General features: G+C 70.9%; 11 protein-coding genes. 9 read left to right on the top strand and 2 right to left on the bottom strand.

Features of this window, described 5'->3' with window-relative positions:
• Nucleotides 1-18: 18 nt before the first annotated feature.
• Nucleotides 19-1,323: a hypothetical protein gene (locus EZ216_RS21445; RefSeq protein ID WP_167772916.1), complete on the top strand. Its 1,305-nt coding sequence runs from the start codon at nucleotides 19-21 to the stop codon at nucleotides 1,321-1,323.
• On the opposite strand, the gene EZ216_RS13930 is transcribed toward EZ216_RS21445, so the two are convergent.
• Complete coding sequence (locus tag EZ216_RS13930; protein WP_167772915.1) at nucleotides 1,215-2,501, bottom strand: glycosyltransferase family 4 protein; 1,287 nt, start codon at nucleotides 2,499-2,501, stop codon at nucleotides 1,215-1,217. The two genes, EZ216_RS21445 and EZ216_RS13930, sit on opposite strands and share 109 nt — an antisense overlap.
• Before the next feature lie 174 nt (nucleotides 2,502-2,675).
• Between EZ216_RS13930 and EZ216_RS13925 the strand changes: the two genes are divergently transcribed.
• Together EZ216_RS13925 and EZ216_RS13920 are read left to right on the top strand one after the other, a co-directional pair.
• Nucleotides 2,676-4,112, top strand: a complete 1,437-nt coding sequence (locus tag EZ216_RS13925) for a UbiA family prenyltransferase (RefSeq protein WP_135250387.1) — start codon at nucleotides 2,676-2,678, stop codon at nucleotides 4,110-4,112.
• Complete coding sequence (locus EZ216_RS13920) at nucleotides 4,109-4,507, top strand: GtrA family protein (protein ID WP_135250386.1); 399 nt, start codon at nucleotides 4,109-4,111, stop codon at nucleotides 4,505-4,507. Before EZ216_RS13925 ends, EZ216_RS13920 begins: the two co-directional genes overlap by 4 nt.
• 9 nt (nucleotides 4,508-4,516) lie before the next feature.
• Here the strand turns inward: EZ216_RS13920 and EZ216_RS21640 are convergent, their stop codons facing one another.
• Nucleotides 4,517-5,983 (bottom strand): Ig-like domain-containing protein, encoded by a 1,467-nt coding sequence (locus tag EZ216_RS21640; RefSeq protein ID WP_135250385.1) that lies wholly within the window; start codon nucleotides 5,981-5,983, stop codon nucleotides 4,517-4,519.
• Between the two features lie 342 nt (nucleotides 5,984-6,325).
• On the opposite strand from EZ216_RS21640, the gene EZ216_RS21435 reads away from it, so the two are divergent.
• The 6 genes from EZ216_RS21435 to EZ216_RS13885 all read left to right on the top strand — a co-directional run bounded on the left by EZ216_RS21435 (nucleotide 6,326) and on the right by EZ216_RS13885 (nucleotide 14,189).
• Nucleotides 6,326-9,769, top strand: coding sequence for a hypothetical protein (locus EZ216_RS21435; protein ID WP_167772914.1), 3,444 nt, complete (start codon nucleotides 6,326-6,328; stop codon nucleotides 9,767-9,769).
• Nucleotides 9,766-11,055 carry a lipid II flippase MurJ gene (locus EZ216_RS13905; protein ID WP_135250384.1) on the top strand — a complete coding sequence of 430 codons (1,290 nt, stop codon included), beginning with the start codon at nucleotides 9,766-9,768 and terminating at the stop codon, nucleotides 11,053-11,055. Before EZ216_RS21435 ends, EZ216_RS13905 begins: the two co-directional genes overlap by 4 nt.
• 12 nt (nucleotides 11,056-11,067) lie before the next feature.
• Nucleotides 11,068-12,201: a glycosyltransferase family 4 protein gene (locus EZ216_RS13900; protein ID WP_135250383.1), complete on the top strand. Its 1,134-nt coding sequence runs from the start codon at nucleotides 11,068-11,070 to the stop codon at nucleotides 12,199-12,201.
• Entirely contained in the window at nucleotides 12,198-13,538 is a 1,341-nt protein-coding gene (locus EZ216_RS13895) for a glycosyltransferase family 87 protein (protein WP_135250382.1), read from the top strand. Before EZ216_RS13900 ends, EZ216_RS13895 begins: the two co-directional genes overlap by 4 nt.
• Before the next feature lie 86 nt (nucleotides 13,539-13,624).
• Entirely contained in the window at nucleotides 13,625-13,912 is a 288-nt protein-coding gene (locus EZ216_RS13890) for a hypothetical protein (RefSeq protein WP_135250381.1), read from the top strand.
• A 76-nt stretch (nucleotides 13,913-13,988) separates the two neighbouring features.
• Nucleotides 13,989-14,189, top strand: coding sequence for a hypothetical protein (locus EZ216_RS13885; RefSeq protein WP_135250380.1), 201 nt, complete (start codon nucleotides 13,989-13,991; stop codon nucleotides 14,187-14,189).
• The last annotated feature ends 2 nt before the right edge of the window (nucleotides 14,190-14,191 follow it).

Raw genomic sequence — 14,191 nt, 5'->3', positions numbered from 1 at the left:
GGCCCAGACTCTCGAGCCATGGCCAGCTCCAGCGTGCTCAACGGCCCCTTGCCTCGCGCGTGGCCGGACCGGGCCGCGCCGGCCAGCTCGGCCACCGACGCGCTGCTTCGCGTGCTGCTGTGCGTGTTCATCGCCACACTCGTCGCCGAAGGTCCCTTGCGCTGGCTGGCCGTGCTGTCGGGCGGGCCCAACTTGCTGTACCTGCGCGACGCCATCCCGGCCGGTTCGCTCGCCGTCCTGGTGGTGCGGCCGCTGCTGCTGCAGCGCTGGCTGAACCTGCCCGTGCTGGCGGCGCTGGGCGCGCTGGCCGTGCACGCGCTCCTGGGCCTGATGCTCGGGCTGGCGCCGTTCCAGGTGGCGCTCGGCACCAAGACGTTCATGTACGTGCTGTACGGCATGGCGATGTGGCCGCTGCTGCAGGACCGCTGGCCCGCGGTGCTGCGCGCGGCCGTGGCGGCGTATGCCGTGACCATCGTCGGCCTGGCGGTGAACTTCACCGGGCCGATGCCGTGGGAGGGACTGGAATACGACACCGCCTTCGGCACGGTCGCGACGACCTGGCGGTGGTGGATGGGTGCCATCCCGCGGCTGCCGGGTTTCGCGCGCGTGTCGTTCAACGCCGCGATGATCCTCGGGCTGTCCGGGCTGCTCGTCATGGTGTGGCTGCGGTCGGCGTGGTGGCGCGTCGCCGTGGCGGTGCTCACGACGGCCGGCATCCTGGTCACCACCAGCAAGGGCATGCTGCTCGCCTTTCCGCTCGCCGCGGCATGGCTGTTGTGGCCGGCGGGCGAAGGGCACTCGCGCATCGGGCGCTGGATGGTGCAGGGCCTGTGCGCGCTCGGGCTCGCGTTGCCCCTGGCGGCCGTGATGTGCGACTACGCGGGCGGACTGTCGCCCGATGGCTGGCCGGCGGTGCTGGAATCCGCGTGGGAGCGGTTCAGCCTCATCTGGCCCACGGCTTTCGACCTGCTGCCGCCCGGCGTGGCGGGACTGCTCGGCGGCGGGCTGGGCGCCATCGGCACGCCGCAGATGTTCGGCCATTACCCGCATCACTTCCATCCGGCGGACAGCCTCGCCGTCTACCTGCTTGTCGACTTCGGCCTGGCGGGCGCCCTGTACTACCTGCTGCCCGCGTTGACCTTGCGCGTCGCCACCGCGGGCCTGCCCGAACAGGTGGCGCGTGTGTACGCGGCGGTGCTGGTCATCGCGTACGGCTACGGCACCTCGATCTCGATGTTCGAGGAGACGTTCTTCGCCACCACGCTGGGCATCGCGCTTGGCGCGGCGATCAGCGGGAGGGGAACGGCCCTGCGGTCCGCTTGAGCGGCCAGCAACACCTCTTCGTAGTCGTCCGCCATGCGGCCGATGTCGAAGTGCGCCGCGCGCTCCAGCACGGCGGGCGCCATCGCAGCCGCCATGCCCGGCCGGTCGATGAGGGACTGGATGGCGTGCAACAGGGCATCCGGCTCACTGGCGCGGTACACGCGGCCGGTCTTCCCGTCCAGCACGATGTCCGGCAGCCCGCCACGGTCGGACACGATCGCGGGCACGCCGTGCCGCATGGCCTCGATCGCCGTGGTGGGCAGCGGGTCCTGCCACAGCGAAGGCACCACCAGAGCGTCGATGCTGCGATACAGCTCGTGCGGGTCGACGAAGCCGGCGAACCGCACGTGCGCCGGCGCCAGCTCGCGCCATCGGTGCTCCTCTTCCTCGCTGCCCCTGCCCGCGATCACCAGCTCGCAGGCCTGCGGGTCCAGCGAACGCATCGCGTGCAGCAGCGGTTCGATCCCCTTGGGCGCGACCAGCCGGCCGACATAGCCGAGGCGAAGCTTCCTGCCGGCTTGGCGTGGCGCCGCCGCCGCGTCCACTTCCCCGGGCAGCCCGTTGTGGATCACGCGCCGCACCGCCGCCCCGCCGAAGTAACCCAGGTCCAGGTGGCGCTGCAAGGTGAAGCGGCTCACGCCGACGACCGCCTTCACCGCCTGCGACTGGCGAAGGGCCGGCTGCGAGAGGAAGCGGCAATCGCGGCATGGCCGCGCGCAGTTCTCGCCGGCGCGGAACATGGAAGCGCGCGGGCAGGCGAGCGAATAGTCGTGCAGCGTGTGCACGACGGGCACGCCGCGCGAATGCGCCGCGGCCCATGCGGCGGGCGAGAACCCGGTGAGCGCATGCGTGTGCAGCACGTCGGGCTGCTCGCGGTCCAGCAGCCGCGCCACTTCGCGCCCCATCCAGGGGTTGTAGCGGTTGGCCAGGTGCCAGGCCGGCTTCAGCCACGAAGGCGCGCGCCCGCGCCCATAAGGCCAGTACAGGTTGCGCAGCCCGACCGCGTGCACGCGCACGCCGTTGTGCATGGAAGTGCGGATGCCCCGGCCCGGCCGCGTGGTGGCCACCACGCACTCATGGCCGCGCGCGCCCAATGCTTCGGCCAGCACCTGCGCGATCTTCTCGGCGCCGCCGACCTGGTGCGGCGCGTACAGCGTGCTCAGGATCATCAGTTTCATGGCGCCAGCGTCGCCTCTGCAGCGGCCGCTGTCTCTAGGACAAAGCAACCGGGACGCCGGTCTCGCGGCGCGCGGCCAGTGCACATCACCCGGGAGCGCAGGGACAAGAGGCCTATTCACGTCACGTGGCCCTGCCGCATCCAATGCCCCATCGCCACGCCATCGACCGCCGTCATGTCCGCTGCCACGTCCCCGCTGCCCATCGCCGTCGACCTGGACGGCTCGCTGGTGCGCACCGACACGCTGCACGAGCTGGCGCTCGTCCTGCTGCGCACGCATCCGCTCGATCTGCTGCGGCTGCCCTTCTGGCTGGCGCATGGCAAGGCCCACCTCAAGCACGAGCTCGCGCTGCGCGCCGGCATCGATGCCGCCACGCTGCCGTACAACGAGCCGCTGCTGGCGTGGCTGAAGGAGCAGAAGAGCGCGGGCCGGCGGCTGGTGCTGTGCACCGCGGCCGACGGCCTGGTCGCGCACGCGGTGGCCAGGCACCTCGGCATCTTCGACCAGGTGCTGGTGTCCGGCGAGGGCATCAACCTCGCGGGCCCGGAGAAGCGGGCCGTGCTGGAACGCGAATTCGGCCCGCGCGGTTTCGATTACGTGGGCAACTCGTCCGTCGACCTCGACGTGTGGAGCGTCGCGAACGCCGCCGTGGTGGTCAGCCCTTCGGCCTCGCTCGCGTCGAAGGCCGCGAAAGTCTCCGAACTGCTCGCCGTGTTCCGCGAACCGGTCCGGGCGGGCACGATGGCCAGGGCGCTTCGCATGCACCAGTGGATCAAGAACCTGCTGCTGTTCGTGCCGCTGGTCGCGGCGCACCAGCTGGGCGAGCCCGCGCTGGTGGCGGCAGCCCTGTTCGCGTTCGTGAGCTTCAGCCTGTGCGCCTCGGGCGTGTACGTCGCCAACGACCTGCTGGACCTGGAGAGCGACCGGGCGCACCCGCGCAAGCGCCGCCGCCCGTTCGCCAGCGGCGCGCTGCCCATAGCGCTGGGCGTGGTGCTCGCGCCGGGGCTCATGCTCGCGGGCCTGTCGATCGCGGTCTGGATCGACGGCGGGTTCGCGGCGTGGCTCGCGGCCTATCTGGTTCTCACCGCGGCTTACTCCGCGCGGCTCAAGCGCATGCTGCTGGTCGACTGCGTCGTGCTGGCCTTGCTGTACACGCTGCGGGTGGTGGCGGGCGCGGCGGCCACCGGCATCGCGCTGTCGTTCTGGCTGCTGGCGTTCTCGGTGTTCGTGTTCTTCTCGCTCGCGTTCGTGAAGCGCTACGTGGAACTGCGCGGCGCGGTGCGGAAGGACGAAGGCGAGCTGATCCGCGGACGCGGCTACATGGTGCAGGACCTGGCAGTGGTCCAGGCGATCGGCATCGCGGCGGGCTATGCGTCCGTCGTGATCCTGGCGCTGTACCTGCAGGGCGACACGGTGCGCGCGCTCTACGCGCGTCCCGAAGCGATGTGGGGCGCGGTGCTGCTGATGCTGTTCTGGATCAGCTGGATCTGGATGAAGGCCGGCCGGGGCGAGGTGGACGACGACCCGGTGGTGTTCGCCGCCAGGGACCTCACCAGCCTGGTGGTGGGGCTGGGCATCCTCGCCTGCTTCGTGGCCGCCAAGCTCGGATGACCGCCGCTTCCACCGCCGCGCGCTACACCGCCATCGCGGTCATCGCGAGCCTGGCCAACCTGGCGCTGCAGCGTTGCTGGATGGCCGCGTACACGGGGCCTTTCGCGGTGGAGACGGCCGCGGTGCTGGCGACCGGCCTGGTGCTGCCGTTCAAGTACCTGGCCGACAAGCATTTCATCTTCGGCTTCCGCACGGTATCGGCCGTGCAGGACCTGCACAAGCTGCTGCAGTACACGACGGCGAGCCTGTTCACCGTCGCGATCTTCTGGGCCGTGGAATTCGGCGCGTGGCGCGCGTTCGAAACGCCCGCCGCCCAGTACATCGGCGGAGCCCTGGGCCTGGCCCTGAGCTTCCACGCGAAGTACCTGATCGATAGGCGTTTCGTCTTCCGCTGAGCGCGGCGGTCAGCGCGTGCGCAGCGTGGCCGAGGCGCGCGCGGTGTTGCCCGACGTGTCGGTGGCGGTCGCCGACAGGGTCGAGCTCCGGTAGCGCGACGAGGGCATGGTGAACGTGCAGCGGTAGGGCGCCGAGTTCGTCACGCACGTCGCGCCGTTGAACGTCATGGTCACGCTGCGAACGGCGACGTTGTCGCTGGCGCTGGCGGTGGCCGTGAAGGACGAGCCGCGGCCCAGCGTGCTGCCGTTGGCGGGACTGGTGATGCTCACGGCAGGCGCGGTGCGGTCGCTCGGCGCGGGCGACGGGGCCGGTGTGGGCGCCGGCGTAGGCGCGGGCGTCGGTGCCGGGGAAGGCGCGGGCGTCGGCGAAGGCGAAGGCGCGGGCGAAGAGCCGCTCTTCATCGAGTCGATGTCGGCGTCCGTCAGCAGGCCGCGGCGCGTGATCTCCTGCCGCTCGGCGAGCGTGAGGTTGCCGCCCGCGAAGGCCGTGGCCAGGTACATGTGCACCTTGGGGCTGGTGAGGTTGTAGGCCAGGCCGAACTTGCCCTCCGCGCCGGCCTTGCCTGGCTCGTCCTGCAGCTCGTAGAAGGTGACCGATTCCAGCTTCGCGGCCGTCTGCGTGCGCAGCACCTTCAGGTGCTTGGCCAGCGACTTCAGGCAGGTCTCGGTGAGGGTCGCGCCCATCTGGTTCTCGTAGGCGGAGTCGTAGATTTCGCCGCAGTGGAACTCGTTGATGCGCACCGGCTTGCCGAAGCGCGCGAGCTGGCCCAGCGGGCCGCCCGCTCCGTACCAGGTGTCGGTGGTCAGCGTGGCGTTGCCGTAGGTGGGATAGATGTGGTAGCCGACGACGTCGAAGGCCACGCCCTTGTTGCGCAGGAAGTCGAGGAAGCCGAAGTCGCGACCCACCGTGCCCATGATCGTGCGCAGCGGCAGGCCCGAGCTGGCCCGGATGTCGGCGACGGCGCGCGACATGCCGCGCAGCACCGCCGTCAGCGTGGCGACGCAGGGCTTGTTCTCGTACGCTGCGGCGTTGTTCTGCGCCGTGTTCCAGGGCACCTCCTTCTGGATCTCGTCGCGCAGCTGCACTTCGTTGAGCAGCTCGAAGTCGTACGCGAGGTCCTTCATCGCGTTCACGGCGCTGGCCATCTGGTTGTAGGCGTCCTGCTCGACCGCGGCGAGGTTCGAGTTGCAGCTCGAGTCCCACATGTAGGAAATCTGCGTGACCAGCTCGGCGCGGCCGCCGTTGGCGTTGATCTTCTGCACCTGGTCGCGCAGCATCGAGATGTTGCCGCCGGGGATGTAGTCGAGGCGCGCGGTCGTGAAGTGCCGCGTGTTCATCAGCGTGGCGATCTGCGCGTCGACGGCGGTGCTGCCGCCGCCGCCATGGATGTTGACGCCGTAGTCGAGGGCGTAGGAAGGGACCGCCGTCGCGGCCATCAAGGCCGACAGCAGGGTGAGTCGCGAAGGGAATTTCATGGTCGGTACTGCCAGGTTTCTTCAGGGAGGAGGCCGTGCCCTCAAGCTCAGCCGAAGGCCATGCTAGGGCGCGGATGAGCTTTCCCGAAGTCAGCTGTAACCGAATGGCAGCTCAGCCCATGAATGGCCGAGCTATCGATGCTTGCGAACGCTGACCTTACGAGGGGTTACGCGCAACGTTGCGTGCCATCTTCGTGCGTGCGCGCACATAAGACAGACTGAGTCGATCCGGGGATGCGGAGACACCCTCATCGATGCGCAGTGGTTGCGCATGCGGAGGACTCCCAGGGACGTTGTGACTATGGACCGCCGCAGGACCGGCAGCGATAGTGGCTCGACGCCATGCCCGCCGCCCTGCATTCCCCCGATGTCGCCGCTGCCCGGCCGGCGAACCGGGCGGAGGCGGCGCCGTGGCTGACTTCGCGCACCGCGCATGGGGCCATCGCACTGGCGTTGGCGGTGGCGGCCTCAGCTTTCTCCTTTCACCTGTCGGGCAGCCTTGGCACCGAGCTGTTCGAGCCGTACGCGGGCGACGTGTGGTTCCAGGCCGACTTGCCGCGCGTCGTCGCGAACATGACCGACGCGGCCAGCAGCCACTACCGCAACAAGGTGCACCCCATCGCTTCGCTGGTGGTGTACCCCATCGCTCATCTGCTGCTGGCGCTGCACCCGATGTCCGCCTTGATGGCGGCGCGCGCCACGGCCGCGCTCTCGGCCGGCGCGTGGACGCTCGTGCTGTATGCGCTGATGGCCGCGCTGGGACTGCCGGCGGCGGCTGCCATCGCGTTCGTGTTGCTGGCGATGTCGTCGGGCGCCTTCGTCATGTTCTTCGCCGTGCCCGAGCTGTACCAGCTGGGCTCGCTGTCGATGATGGCCGTGCTGCTGGGCGCCGCCCTTGCGGTGCGGCGCGGCATCGGCGGGCGCGCGGTGTTCGGCCTGGGCCTGGCCAGTCTGGCGATGACCACCACCAACTGGATGGCGGGCATCGCGCTGGCCTTCACGCACCTGCCCTGGCGCCGCGCGGTGCGCTGCTGCGCATGGGTGCTGGGCATCGCGATCCTGCTGGCGCTGGTGCAGAAGCTGCTGTTCCCCACCTCGGGCCTGTTCTTCCTCTTTCCTTCGGGCGAGACGCAGTACGTCGGCCGCAAGGAGGCGGGTCTCGTGTGGAACAAGCTCGCCGGCCTGCTGCTGCATCCCTTCGTGGTGCCGGACCTCGTGCGCCTGCCGCCCGCGAAGGAATTGCTCTGGCCGCTGCTGTCGGTGCAATCGTCCATGCCGGGCGGAAGCCGCGGCACCGGCGTGGCCGCGCTGGTCATCTGGGCCGCGCTGTTGGGCGCGGGCATCGCGGGCGCGCGCCGGCTGGTGCCCACGCACCGCCGCTTCCTGCTGGTGCTGTTCGGCACGCTGGCCGGGCAGGTGGCGCTGCACGTCGTGTATGGCGAGGAGACGTTTCTCTATTCGTTGCACCTGCTGCCTTTCCTCGTCACGGTGGCCGCGCTGTCGTGGTTCTCGCGCTGGCGATCGCTGGTGATCCCGGCGGTGCTGCTCGCTTCGGTGCTGGCGCTGTCGAACAACCTGCGCGCGTTTTCGGAGGCCGGGCAGCACGTCGAGCAATCGCTGACCGAGCGCGAACGGCTGAAGCGCGCGATGAAGGCGCGCCCCGACGCGGCGTGGCCGCGCAACGAAGGGCACGTGGTGCTGGGCGGACCGGGCACGCCGCTGTCGCGCAAGGGCTTCCAGGAGCCGGGCGGCAGTTTCAGCCCGGCCCCGGGCAGCTTCGGCGTGTCGGTGTGGGTCACCGATGCGCAAGGCCGGCGCATCGCCACCAGCGACACCATGCCGTTGCCGCAAGTGAGCCAGTCGCTGGCCGCCGTGCCGGGCAGCGCGGTGCCGGCGCTGGTCACCGGGACGCGCTACTACCGCGCGCGCTGGTCGTGGGAACGAGGCGACTTCGTGCTGGACCTGCAGCCCGCGCGCGCCGATGCGCAGCAGCGCCTGTGGGTGCTGCTGCGTTCGGTCGGCCCCGCCGGTGCGCCGCTGCGCTCCATCCGCCGCGACAGCGGGCGGTTGGTCCTCAACAACCAATGGGAAGTGGCCGCGGCCGGCGCGGCGGACGCGCTGATCGGCGACGAAGCCGTCGCCGCGATCGACCTGCGCCAGGGCGGCGTGCAGACCGTGAGCCACGCGCTTACGGCGCGCGCGCCTGCCGGCGCCGGCGACGGCTGGCTGTTCGCGGCGTTGCCGGTGGGCGAGCGCGGCGTGCGCATGCGGGTGAGGGACTTGTCCGGCGCGGGTGGTGAATCGCTGCCCGCGAGCCCCGCGTACTGGTCGCCTTCCGTTCCCGACGAGCGCTTCGCCGCGATGGCGCAGGCGCAGCAAGCGCACCTGCTGATGGGACTGACCGACTCGGGCACGCGGCCCGGCGAGCCCGTGAGCTACGACAGCGAGTGGGCGCGCGATGGCGCCTACGTCATCGCCGCGCTCGCGCGCGCGGGGCAAGGCGCCACGGTGGAGCAGCTGGCGAAGCCGTTCGCGGAGCGCGACTTCTTCGGCGGCTTCGGCGCCGAAGCCGACGCGCCGGGCTTTGCGATCTGGGCGCTGGCCGAAGCCTCGCGCGCGGTGGCCGATCCACGCTTCGACGCGTGGGCATGGCCGCACGTGCGCCGCAAGGCCGGCTGGATCCTCGCGTGCCTGCAGGCGGCGCGCACCGTGGAAGCCGAAGCGGCGGGCCGGGTGCTGCCCGCCTACCGCGAGGATCCGCTCGCGCGCCGCCCCTGCGAAGCGGCGCAGGGCGGCCTGGCGATGGGGCACATGGACCAGCACTACCCGGTGCTGTTCGTGAACGCCGTGAACTATCTCGGCCTGCGCGAAGCCGCCGGCTTCGCGCGGCGCGTGGGCGAGACGCGCGGGGCTTCCGCGCTGGAAGAGAAGGCGCAGGCGCTGGCGCTCGCCTGGCGCCACAAGTTCACGGGCACGCCGCGCGAAGCGGCGAAGGACCTGCTTGCGCAGGCACCGGCGCTGGCTGTCGGCCTGGCGCGCCAGCAGCCCGGGTTCAAGCGGCGCGTGCTGGACTGGCTGCATGCGGCGGACGACGACCGCACCTATGCCGCGGCGTTGTGGCCGAGCGGCGTGCTGGGGCAGGACCCGGCGGCCGTCGCGGCATTCGAGGCGCGCCTGCAGCAGCGCTGGCAACGGGAACGCGACGGGCGCGGCCAGTTCCTGCAGGCGCCGAAGTGGACCTACTTCAGCTTCGCCGAGGCGCACCAGTGGCTGGCATTGGGCCGCCCAGAGCGTGCGTGGCCGACGCTGGACTATTTCATGCGCACCTCTTCGTCGCCCGGCCTCTACACTTGGTGGGAAGAGGGCACGGAAGAGAACGCCAGCTACCGCTGGACCGCCGTGCGCGGCTGGACCGACCCGCAGCGCATCACGCCGCACTACTGGAGCGCCGCCGAAGCGCTGATGCTGCAGATGGCGATGCTGGTGCGCGTCGATGATGCGTCGCCGGAAGCCGGGATCGTGATCGGCGCCGGCGTGCCGGCCGGGTGGCTTTCGCACCGCATCGACAGCGGCACCATCCTCACCCGGTACGGGCCGGTGCGCTGGGTGTGGGACGCGGGGAGGCTGCTCGTCGACGCTCCCCGTGCCGCGCCGCGCGTGCGGGCCGCGCCGGTGTTCGGCAACGCCGAGGTGATCGTGCGGAACGAGTTGCCGCCAGGACGCGTCGCGCAGGTCGCGTCGGGCGGCACGGGCTCACCGCGCGAGGCGGCGGGGGAAGAGCGGTGACCGCGCGCCTCGGCCTGCTGCTCGGCGCCATCACCGCGGCCAACATGCTGCTGTGGTTCCTGCTGCAGGGCTACGTGCTGGCCACGGCGGGTGCGGGCGCGCAGGCCGATGCGTTCTTCGCTTCGCTGGCCCTGCCGCAGCTGGTGCTGCTGGTGGCCAACAGCAGCCTGTCGCACGTGCTGGTGCCGTTCTTCTCGGGCAAGCCGGTGGCGCAAGTGCGCGGCGAAGCGACCGTGCTGGTGCTGGTGGTGGGCGGCACCTTCGCCGTGATCGCCGCCGTGTTGTGGCTCGCGGCGCCGGCATGGGTGCCGCTGCTGGTGCCCGGCTTCGACGCGAAGGGGCAGGCGTTGACCATCGCCCTCACGCGCGTGCAGGTGGCCGGCATGGCGTTCTCGACCGTGCTGGCGGTGCTGGTGGCGGCCTGCCACGCGCAGGGCCGGTTCGCGCTGGCCGAATCGGCGCCGCTGGCCGCCACGCTGCTGGCGTTCGCCGCGATGGTGATCGTGCTGCCGCGCTACGGCGTCGCCGGTGCCGCGTGGGTGAACGTGGGGCGCGCTGTCGGCGGCGTGCTGCTGCTCTCGCCGACGCTGGCCGGCGCGCAGCGCGTTCCCTGGTCCGCGGTGGCGGGCCTGTGGGGCCGCATGCGCCCGCTGCTGCTTTCGGCGTCGTACTACAAGTCGGACCAGCTGTTCGACCGCTTCTTCACTTCCATGGGCCAGGCGGGCGAGCTGTCGCTGTTCTATTTCGCGCAGCAGGCGGCACTGGCGGTCAACACCGTGCTGGGCAAGGGCATCTCGGCGCCCGCGGTGCCCCGGCTCGCGGTGCTGGTGCGGCAGGCCGACTGGGCCGGGTTCCACGCGCTGTACCACCGGCGGCTGTTCCTGCTGACGGGCGTGTCGATCCTGTGCTGCGTGGCCTTTGGCGCGGCGGGCGCCCTCGCGTGGCAATTCGCCGGCGGCATCCCCCAGCTGATGCAGCTGCACGGCCAGGCGTTGCGCGATGCCATCCAGCTGTTCCTGCTGCTGTCCGGCGTCATCGTCGGCGGTGGCGCCGGGCTGGTGCTGTCGGAAGCGTTCTTCAGCCTGGGCGACACGCTCACGCCCGCGCTGGTGACGGCGGGCTGCTTCACGGCCGGCATCGCGATGAAGGCGGTGGGCTTCTCCTTCCTCGGCGTGACCGGCCTTGCGCTGGCGAACAGCGCGTACTTCCTGTCCTACCCCGCCGTGCTCTACGTGCTGCTGGAAGCGCATCTCGCCCGCCGGCGCGCGCCGGCCGCCGCGCGCTAGGGAGGCCATGCCATGGGCGTGCTCTTCGTCACCTCCAAGAGCCTGGGCGGCTCGGGCAAGCACATCACCGCGCTGGCGGAGGGCCTGCGCCCCTGGGTGCGCTGCGAGCTGGCGTACTTCCCTTCGGGCGTGGCACAGGACTCGGAGCTGGAGTCGCCGTTTTCGCGCGTGCACCACTTCCCGCGCAAGCCTTCCTTCGATCCGGGCGCGATCGCCGCCGACGTCGCCTTCACGGCCAGGCTGCTCGCGCAAGGCGGCTACGAGGCGGTGCACACGCACACCAGCCTGGGCGGCCTCATCGGGCGCGTGGCGGCGCGCGTGTGCCGCGCGCCGGTGCAGGTGATCCACACCCTGCACGCGTACGGCGCCGACGAATTCACGCCGGTGCCGCAGAAATGGGTGTACTGGGCCGTCGAGAAGGCGCTGGACCGCATGACGAACCGCTACGTCTCGCCTTCGCACTACACGCGCGAGTACGGCCGCCGCACGCATGTGATCGACGCGGCCAAGGCGCGCGTGATCCACAACTCGCTGCCGTTGCAGCCGCCATCCGAACGCGCGTCGCAACGCCGCCGTCTTCGCGGCGAGCTGGGCCTGGCGGAGGACGAGACCCTGTTCCTGTTCTGCGGCCGCTTCGAGAAGCAGAAGGGCGTGGACGTGCTGCTGGAAGCGGCGGCCCGCGTCGCGCCGCCCGCGCGTTTCCGGCTCGTGCTGTGCGGCACCGGCGAGCTGCAGCCGCAGCTGATGCAGCAGGCGCACCGCCTGGGCCTGGGCGGCCGCGTGCTGTGGGCCGGCTGGCAGCCCGACGTGCGCCCCTACTACGCCGCGGCCGACGTGTTCGTCATGCCCAGCCGCTGGGAGACGTTCGGCCTGGTGTTCCTGGAGGCGATGAACTACGGGCTGCCCATCCTTTCCACGCGCACGCAGGCCGTGCCCGAGGTGGTGGAGGACGGCGTGTGCGGCCTGCTGTCCGCGAACGAGGATGCGAACCAGCTGGCGGCCAACATGTACTCGCTCGCGATGCGGGCCGACCTGCGCGAGGAACTTGGCGCGAACGGCCGCCGGCAGCTGGCGCGCTTCTCGTACGACGAGTTCCTGCGGTCGCACCTGGCGCTGTACCGCGAGTGCCGGGTGGTGCTCGCATGAACCGGGACGCCGCGATGGGACCGGCCGCATCTGCCGCCACGCGTGCCTTGCCTTCCATGCGCGGACTCCGGGGATGGGCCACGCGCTGGCGCATCGAATGGATGGTGGTGGTGTTGCTCCCGCTGGCGCTGGCCGCGGCCATGCAGGTGGCCGGCGAGGCATCGCTGCTGCGCTACCTGCGCGAATGGCTGCGGATGTCGGCCTGGGTGGATTCCTGGGCGCCCATGGAACGCGCGTTGCCGCTGATGCGGCAGGCGGGCGTGCGTGCCTACGACGTGCTGTTCTTCGGCGAGGGCGTGAAGTTCCAGTACCCGCCCACCAGCCTGGTCGTGCACGAACTCGCGGCCCGCATGGGATGGCCACTGACGGTCCAGGGGTTGAACCTGGTGAACTGGTTCCTGGTGTGGGTGTACGCGGCGCTCTGCGGCGTGTTCGGCTGGCGGCTGGCGGCTTCGTCGCACGAGGGCAAAGCCGATCGGGCCATGGCCGGCGTGCTGGCCGCGTGCATGGTCGTGCTGTCGTATCCGGTGATCAAGGCGTTCACCCTCGGGCAGGTGCAACTGCTGCTGGACGTGGCGTTCGTCGCCGCATGCCTGGCGTGGCTGGGCGGCCGCAAGTTCGCGTGCGGCGCGCTGGTCGGCGCCATCTGCCTGGTGAAGCCGCAGTTCTCGCTGTTCCTGGTCTGGGCGCTGTTGCGCGGGCAGTGGCGGTTCCTGGGCGGCTGGGCTGTCGTCGTCGCGGCGGGCCTGGCGCTGTCGCTGTCGTTCTTCGGATGGCGCAACCACTTCGACTACCTGCGGGTGCTCGGCGCGTTGTCCGCGACCGGCGAGACCTATTACCCGAACCAGTCGGTCAACGGCATCCTCAACCGCCTGTTCGGCACCGCGCCGGTCACCACGTGGCAGGCGAACGGCTTTCCGGCCTACCACCCGTGGGTGCATGCGGTGACCTTCGCGAGTTCGCTGCTGCTGATCGGCGTTGTGCTGCTCCTTCGCCGTCACACGCGGCCGCGGCTGCTGGATTTCCAGGCCGCGGCGCTGGCGTTCACCATCGCATCGCCGATCGCGTGGGAGCACCACTACGGCATCCTGCCGCCGATGCTGGTCGCGCTTGACTTCGCCCTGGGCCGCGAGACGCCGCACGGCAGCGCGCGGGGCGCCTGCATCCTGCTGGCTGCGTGCTGCCTGCTGGCGGGCACGCACCTGGGCATCGCGCACCACGCGCAAACAGGCCCGGCAACACTGCTGCATTCGTACCTGTTCGCCGCGGCGCTCGGCGTGCTGTGGCTGCTGTTGCGGCACGCACCGAAGGTGGCGCCGCACGCGCGGCACAGCTGAGCTGCGCCAGCCCAGCCACGTGGACTTCGCGCGCACGCTGCGTTGTCCTACAACCGCCGTGCTTGACGGTGCCTAGCATGGTTTCCATGCGCTACAGCCGTGCCGATTACGCGAAGATGCTGGCTGCCCAGCAGGAGGTCGCACGCGCCGAAGAGGACTACCACCGGCTGCGCGCGGCGTACGTCGAGATCGCGAAGAACGAACCCGGCCACGAAGTCGCGCTGGCGATGATCGGCTGCGACATGGACCGCGCGCACGCGCGCCTGCAGGCCTTGATCGGCCTGCCCCGCATGCCCTTCACGCACGACCCCAGCAAGACCGTGCTGCGCGACGCGGAGCGCGAGCTGAAGGACCGCGAGAAGGAAAGCGCCTAGGTGTCTTGACCGTCGGCCCGCGACTACAGCGGGTTGGCGTGTGCACTGAACGCGGCCGCGGTGCCTTTCGCCCAACATGGGTCCCAACGCGGAGGACCCTGCGATGATCCCCTACGACACCGATCCCACACTGCACGTGGCACAGCCGCTGCCGCCCCAGCTCGACGACGGCTTCTCTCCGCCGGCGGCGCACGCCGAGCCCAAACCGGCCGACCTGCGGCCGGTCGAAGTGCCCGAGCCGGTAGACCCGTCGCTGTGGGAGAAGAGCCAGTTCTGAAG

Source organism: Ramlibacter humi, assembly GCF_004681975.1.
GTDB lineage: Bacteria > Pseudomonadota > Gammaproteobacteria > Burkholderiales > Burkholderiaceae_C > Ramlibacter > Ramlibacter humi.
This window is presented reverse-complemented; position numbering and strand designations above follow the sequence as displayed.

Excerpts from the sequence above, each read along its gene's own strand:
- EZ216_RS21445 (WP_167772916.1), top strand. The coding sequence starts at position 19 with ATGGCCAGCTCCAGCGTGCTCAACGGCCCCTTGCCTCGCGCGTGGCCG.
- EZ216_RS13930 (WP_167772915.1), bottom strand. The coding sequence starts at position 2,501 with ATGAAACTGATGATCCTGAGCACGCTGTACGCGCCGCACCAGGTCGGC.
- EZ216_RS13925 (WP_135250387.1), top strand. The coding sequence starts at position 2,676 with ATGTCCGCTGCCACGTCCCCGCTGCCCATCGCCGTCGACCTGGACGGC.
- EZ216_RS13920 (WP_135250386.1), top strand. The coding sequence starts at position 4,109 with ATGACCGCCGCTTCCACCGCCGCGCGCTACACCGCCATCGCGGTCATC.
- EZ216_RS21640 (WP_135250385.1), bottom strand. The coding sequence starts at position 5,983 with ATGAAATTCCCTTCGCGACTCACCCTGCTGTCGGCCTTGATGGCCGCG.
- EZ216_RS21435 (WP_167772914.1), top strand. The coding sequence starts at position 6,326 with ATGCCCGCCGCCCTGCATTCCCCCGATGTCGCCGCTGCCCGGCCGGCG.
- EZ216_RS13900 (WP_135250383.1), top strand. The coding sequence starts at position 11,068 with ATGGGCGTGCTCTTCGTCACCTCCAAGAGCCTGGGCGGCTCGGGCAAG.
- EZ216_RS13895 (WP_135250382.1), top strand. The coding sequence starts at position 12,198 with ATGAACCGGGACGCCGCGATGGGACCGGCCGCATCTGCCGCCACGCGT.
- EZ216_RS13890 (WP_135250381.1), top strand. The coding sequence starts at position 13,625 with ATGCGCTACAGCCGTGCCGATTACGCGAAGATGCTGGCTGCCCAGCAG.
- EZ216_RS13885 (WP_135250380.1), top strand. The coding sequence starts at position 13,989 with ATGGGTCCCAACGCGGAGGACCCTGCGATGATCCCCTACGACACCGAT.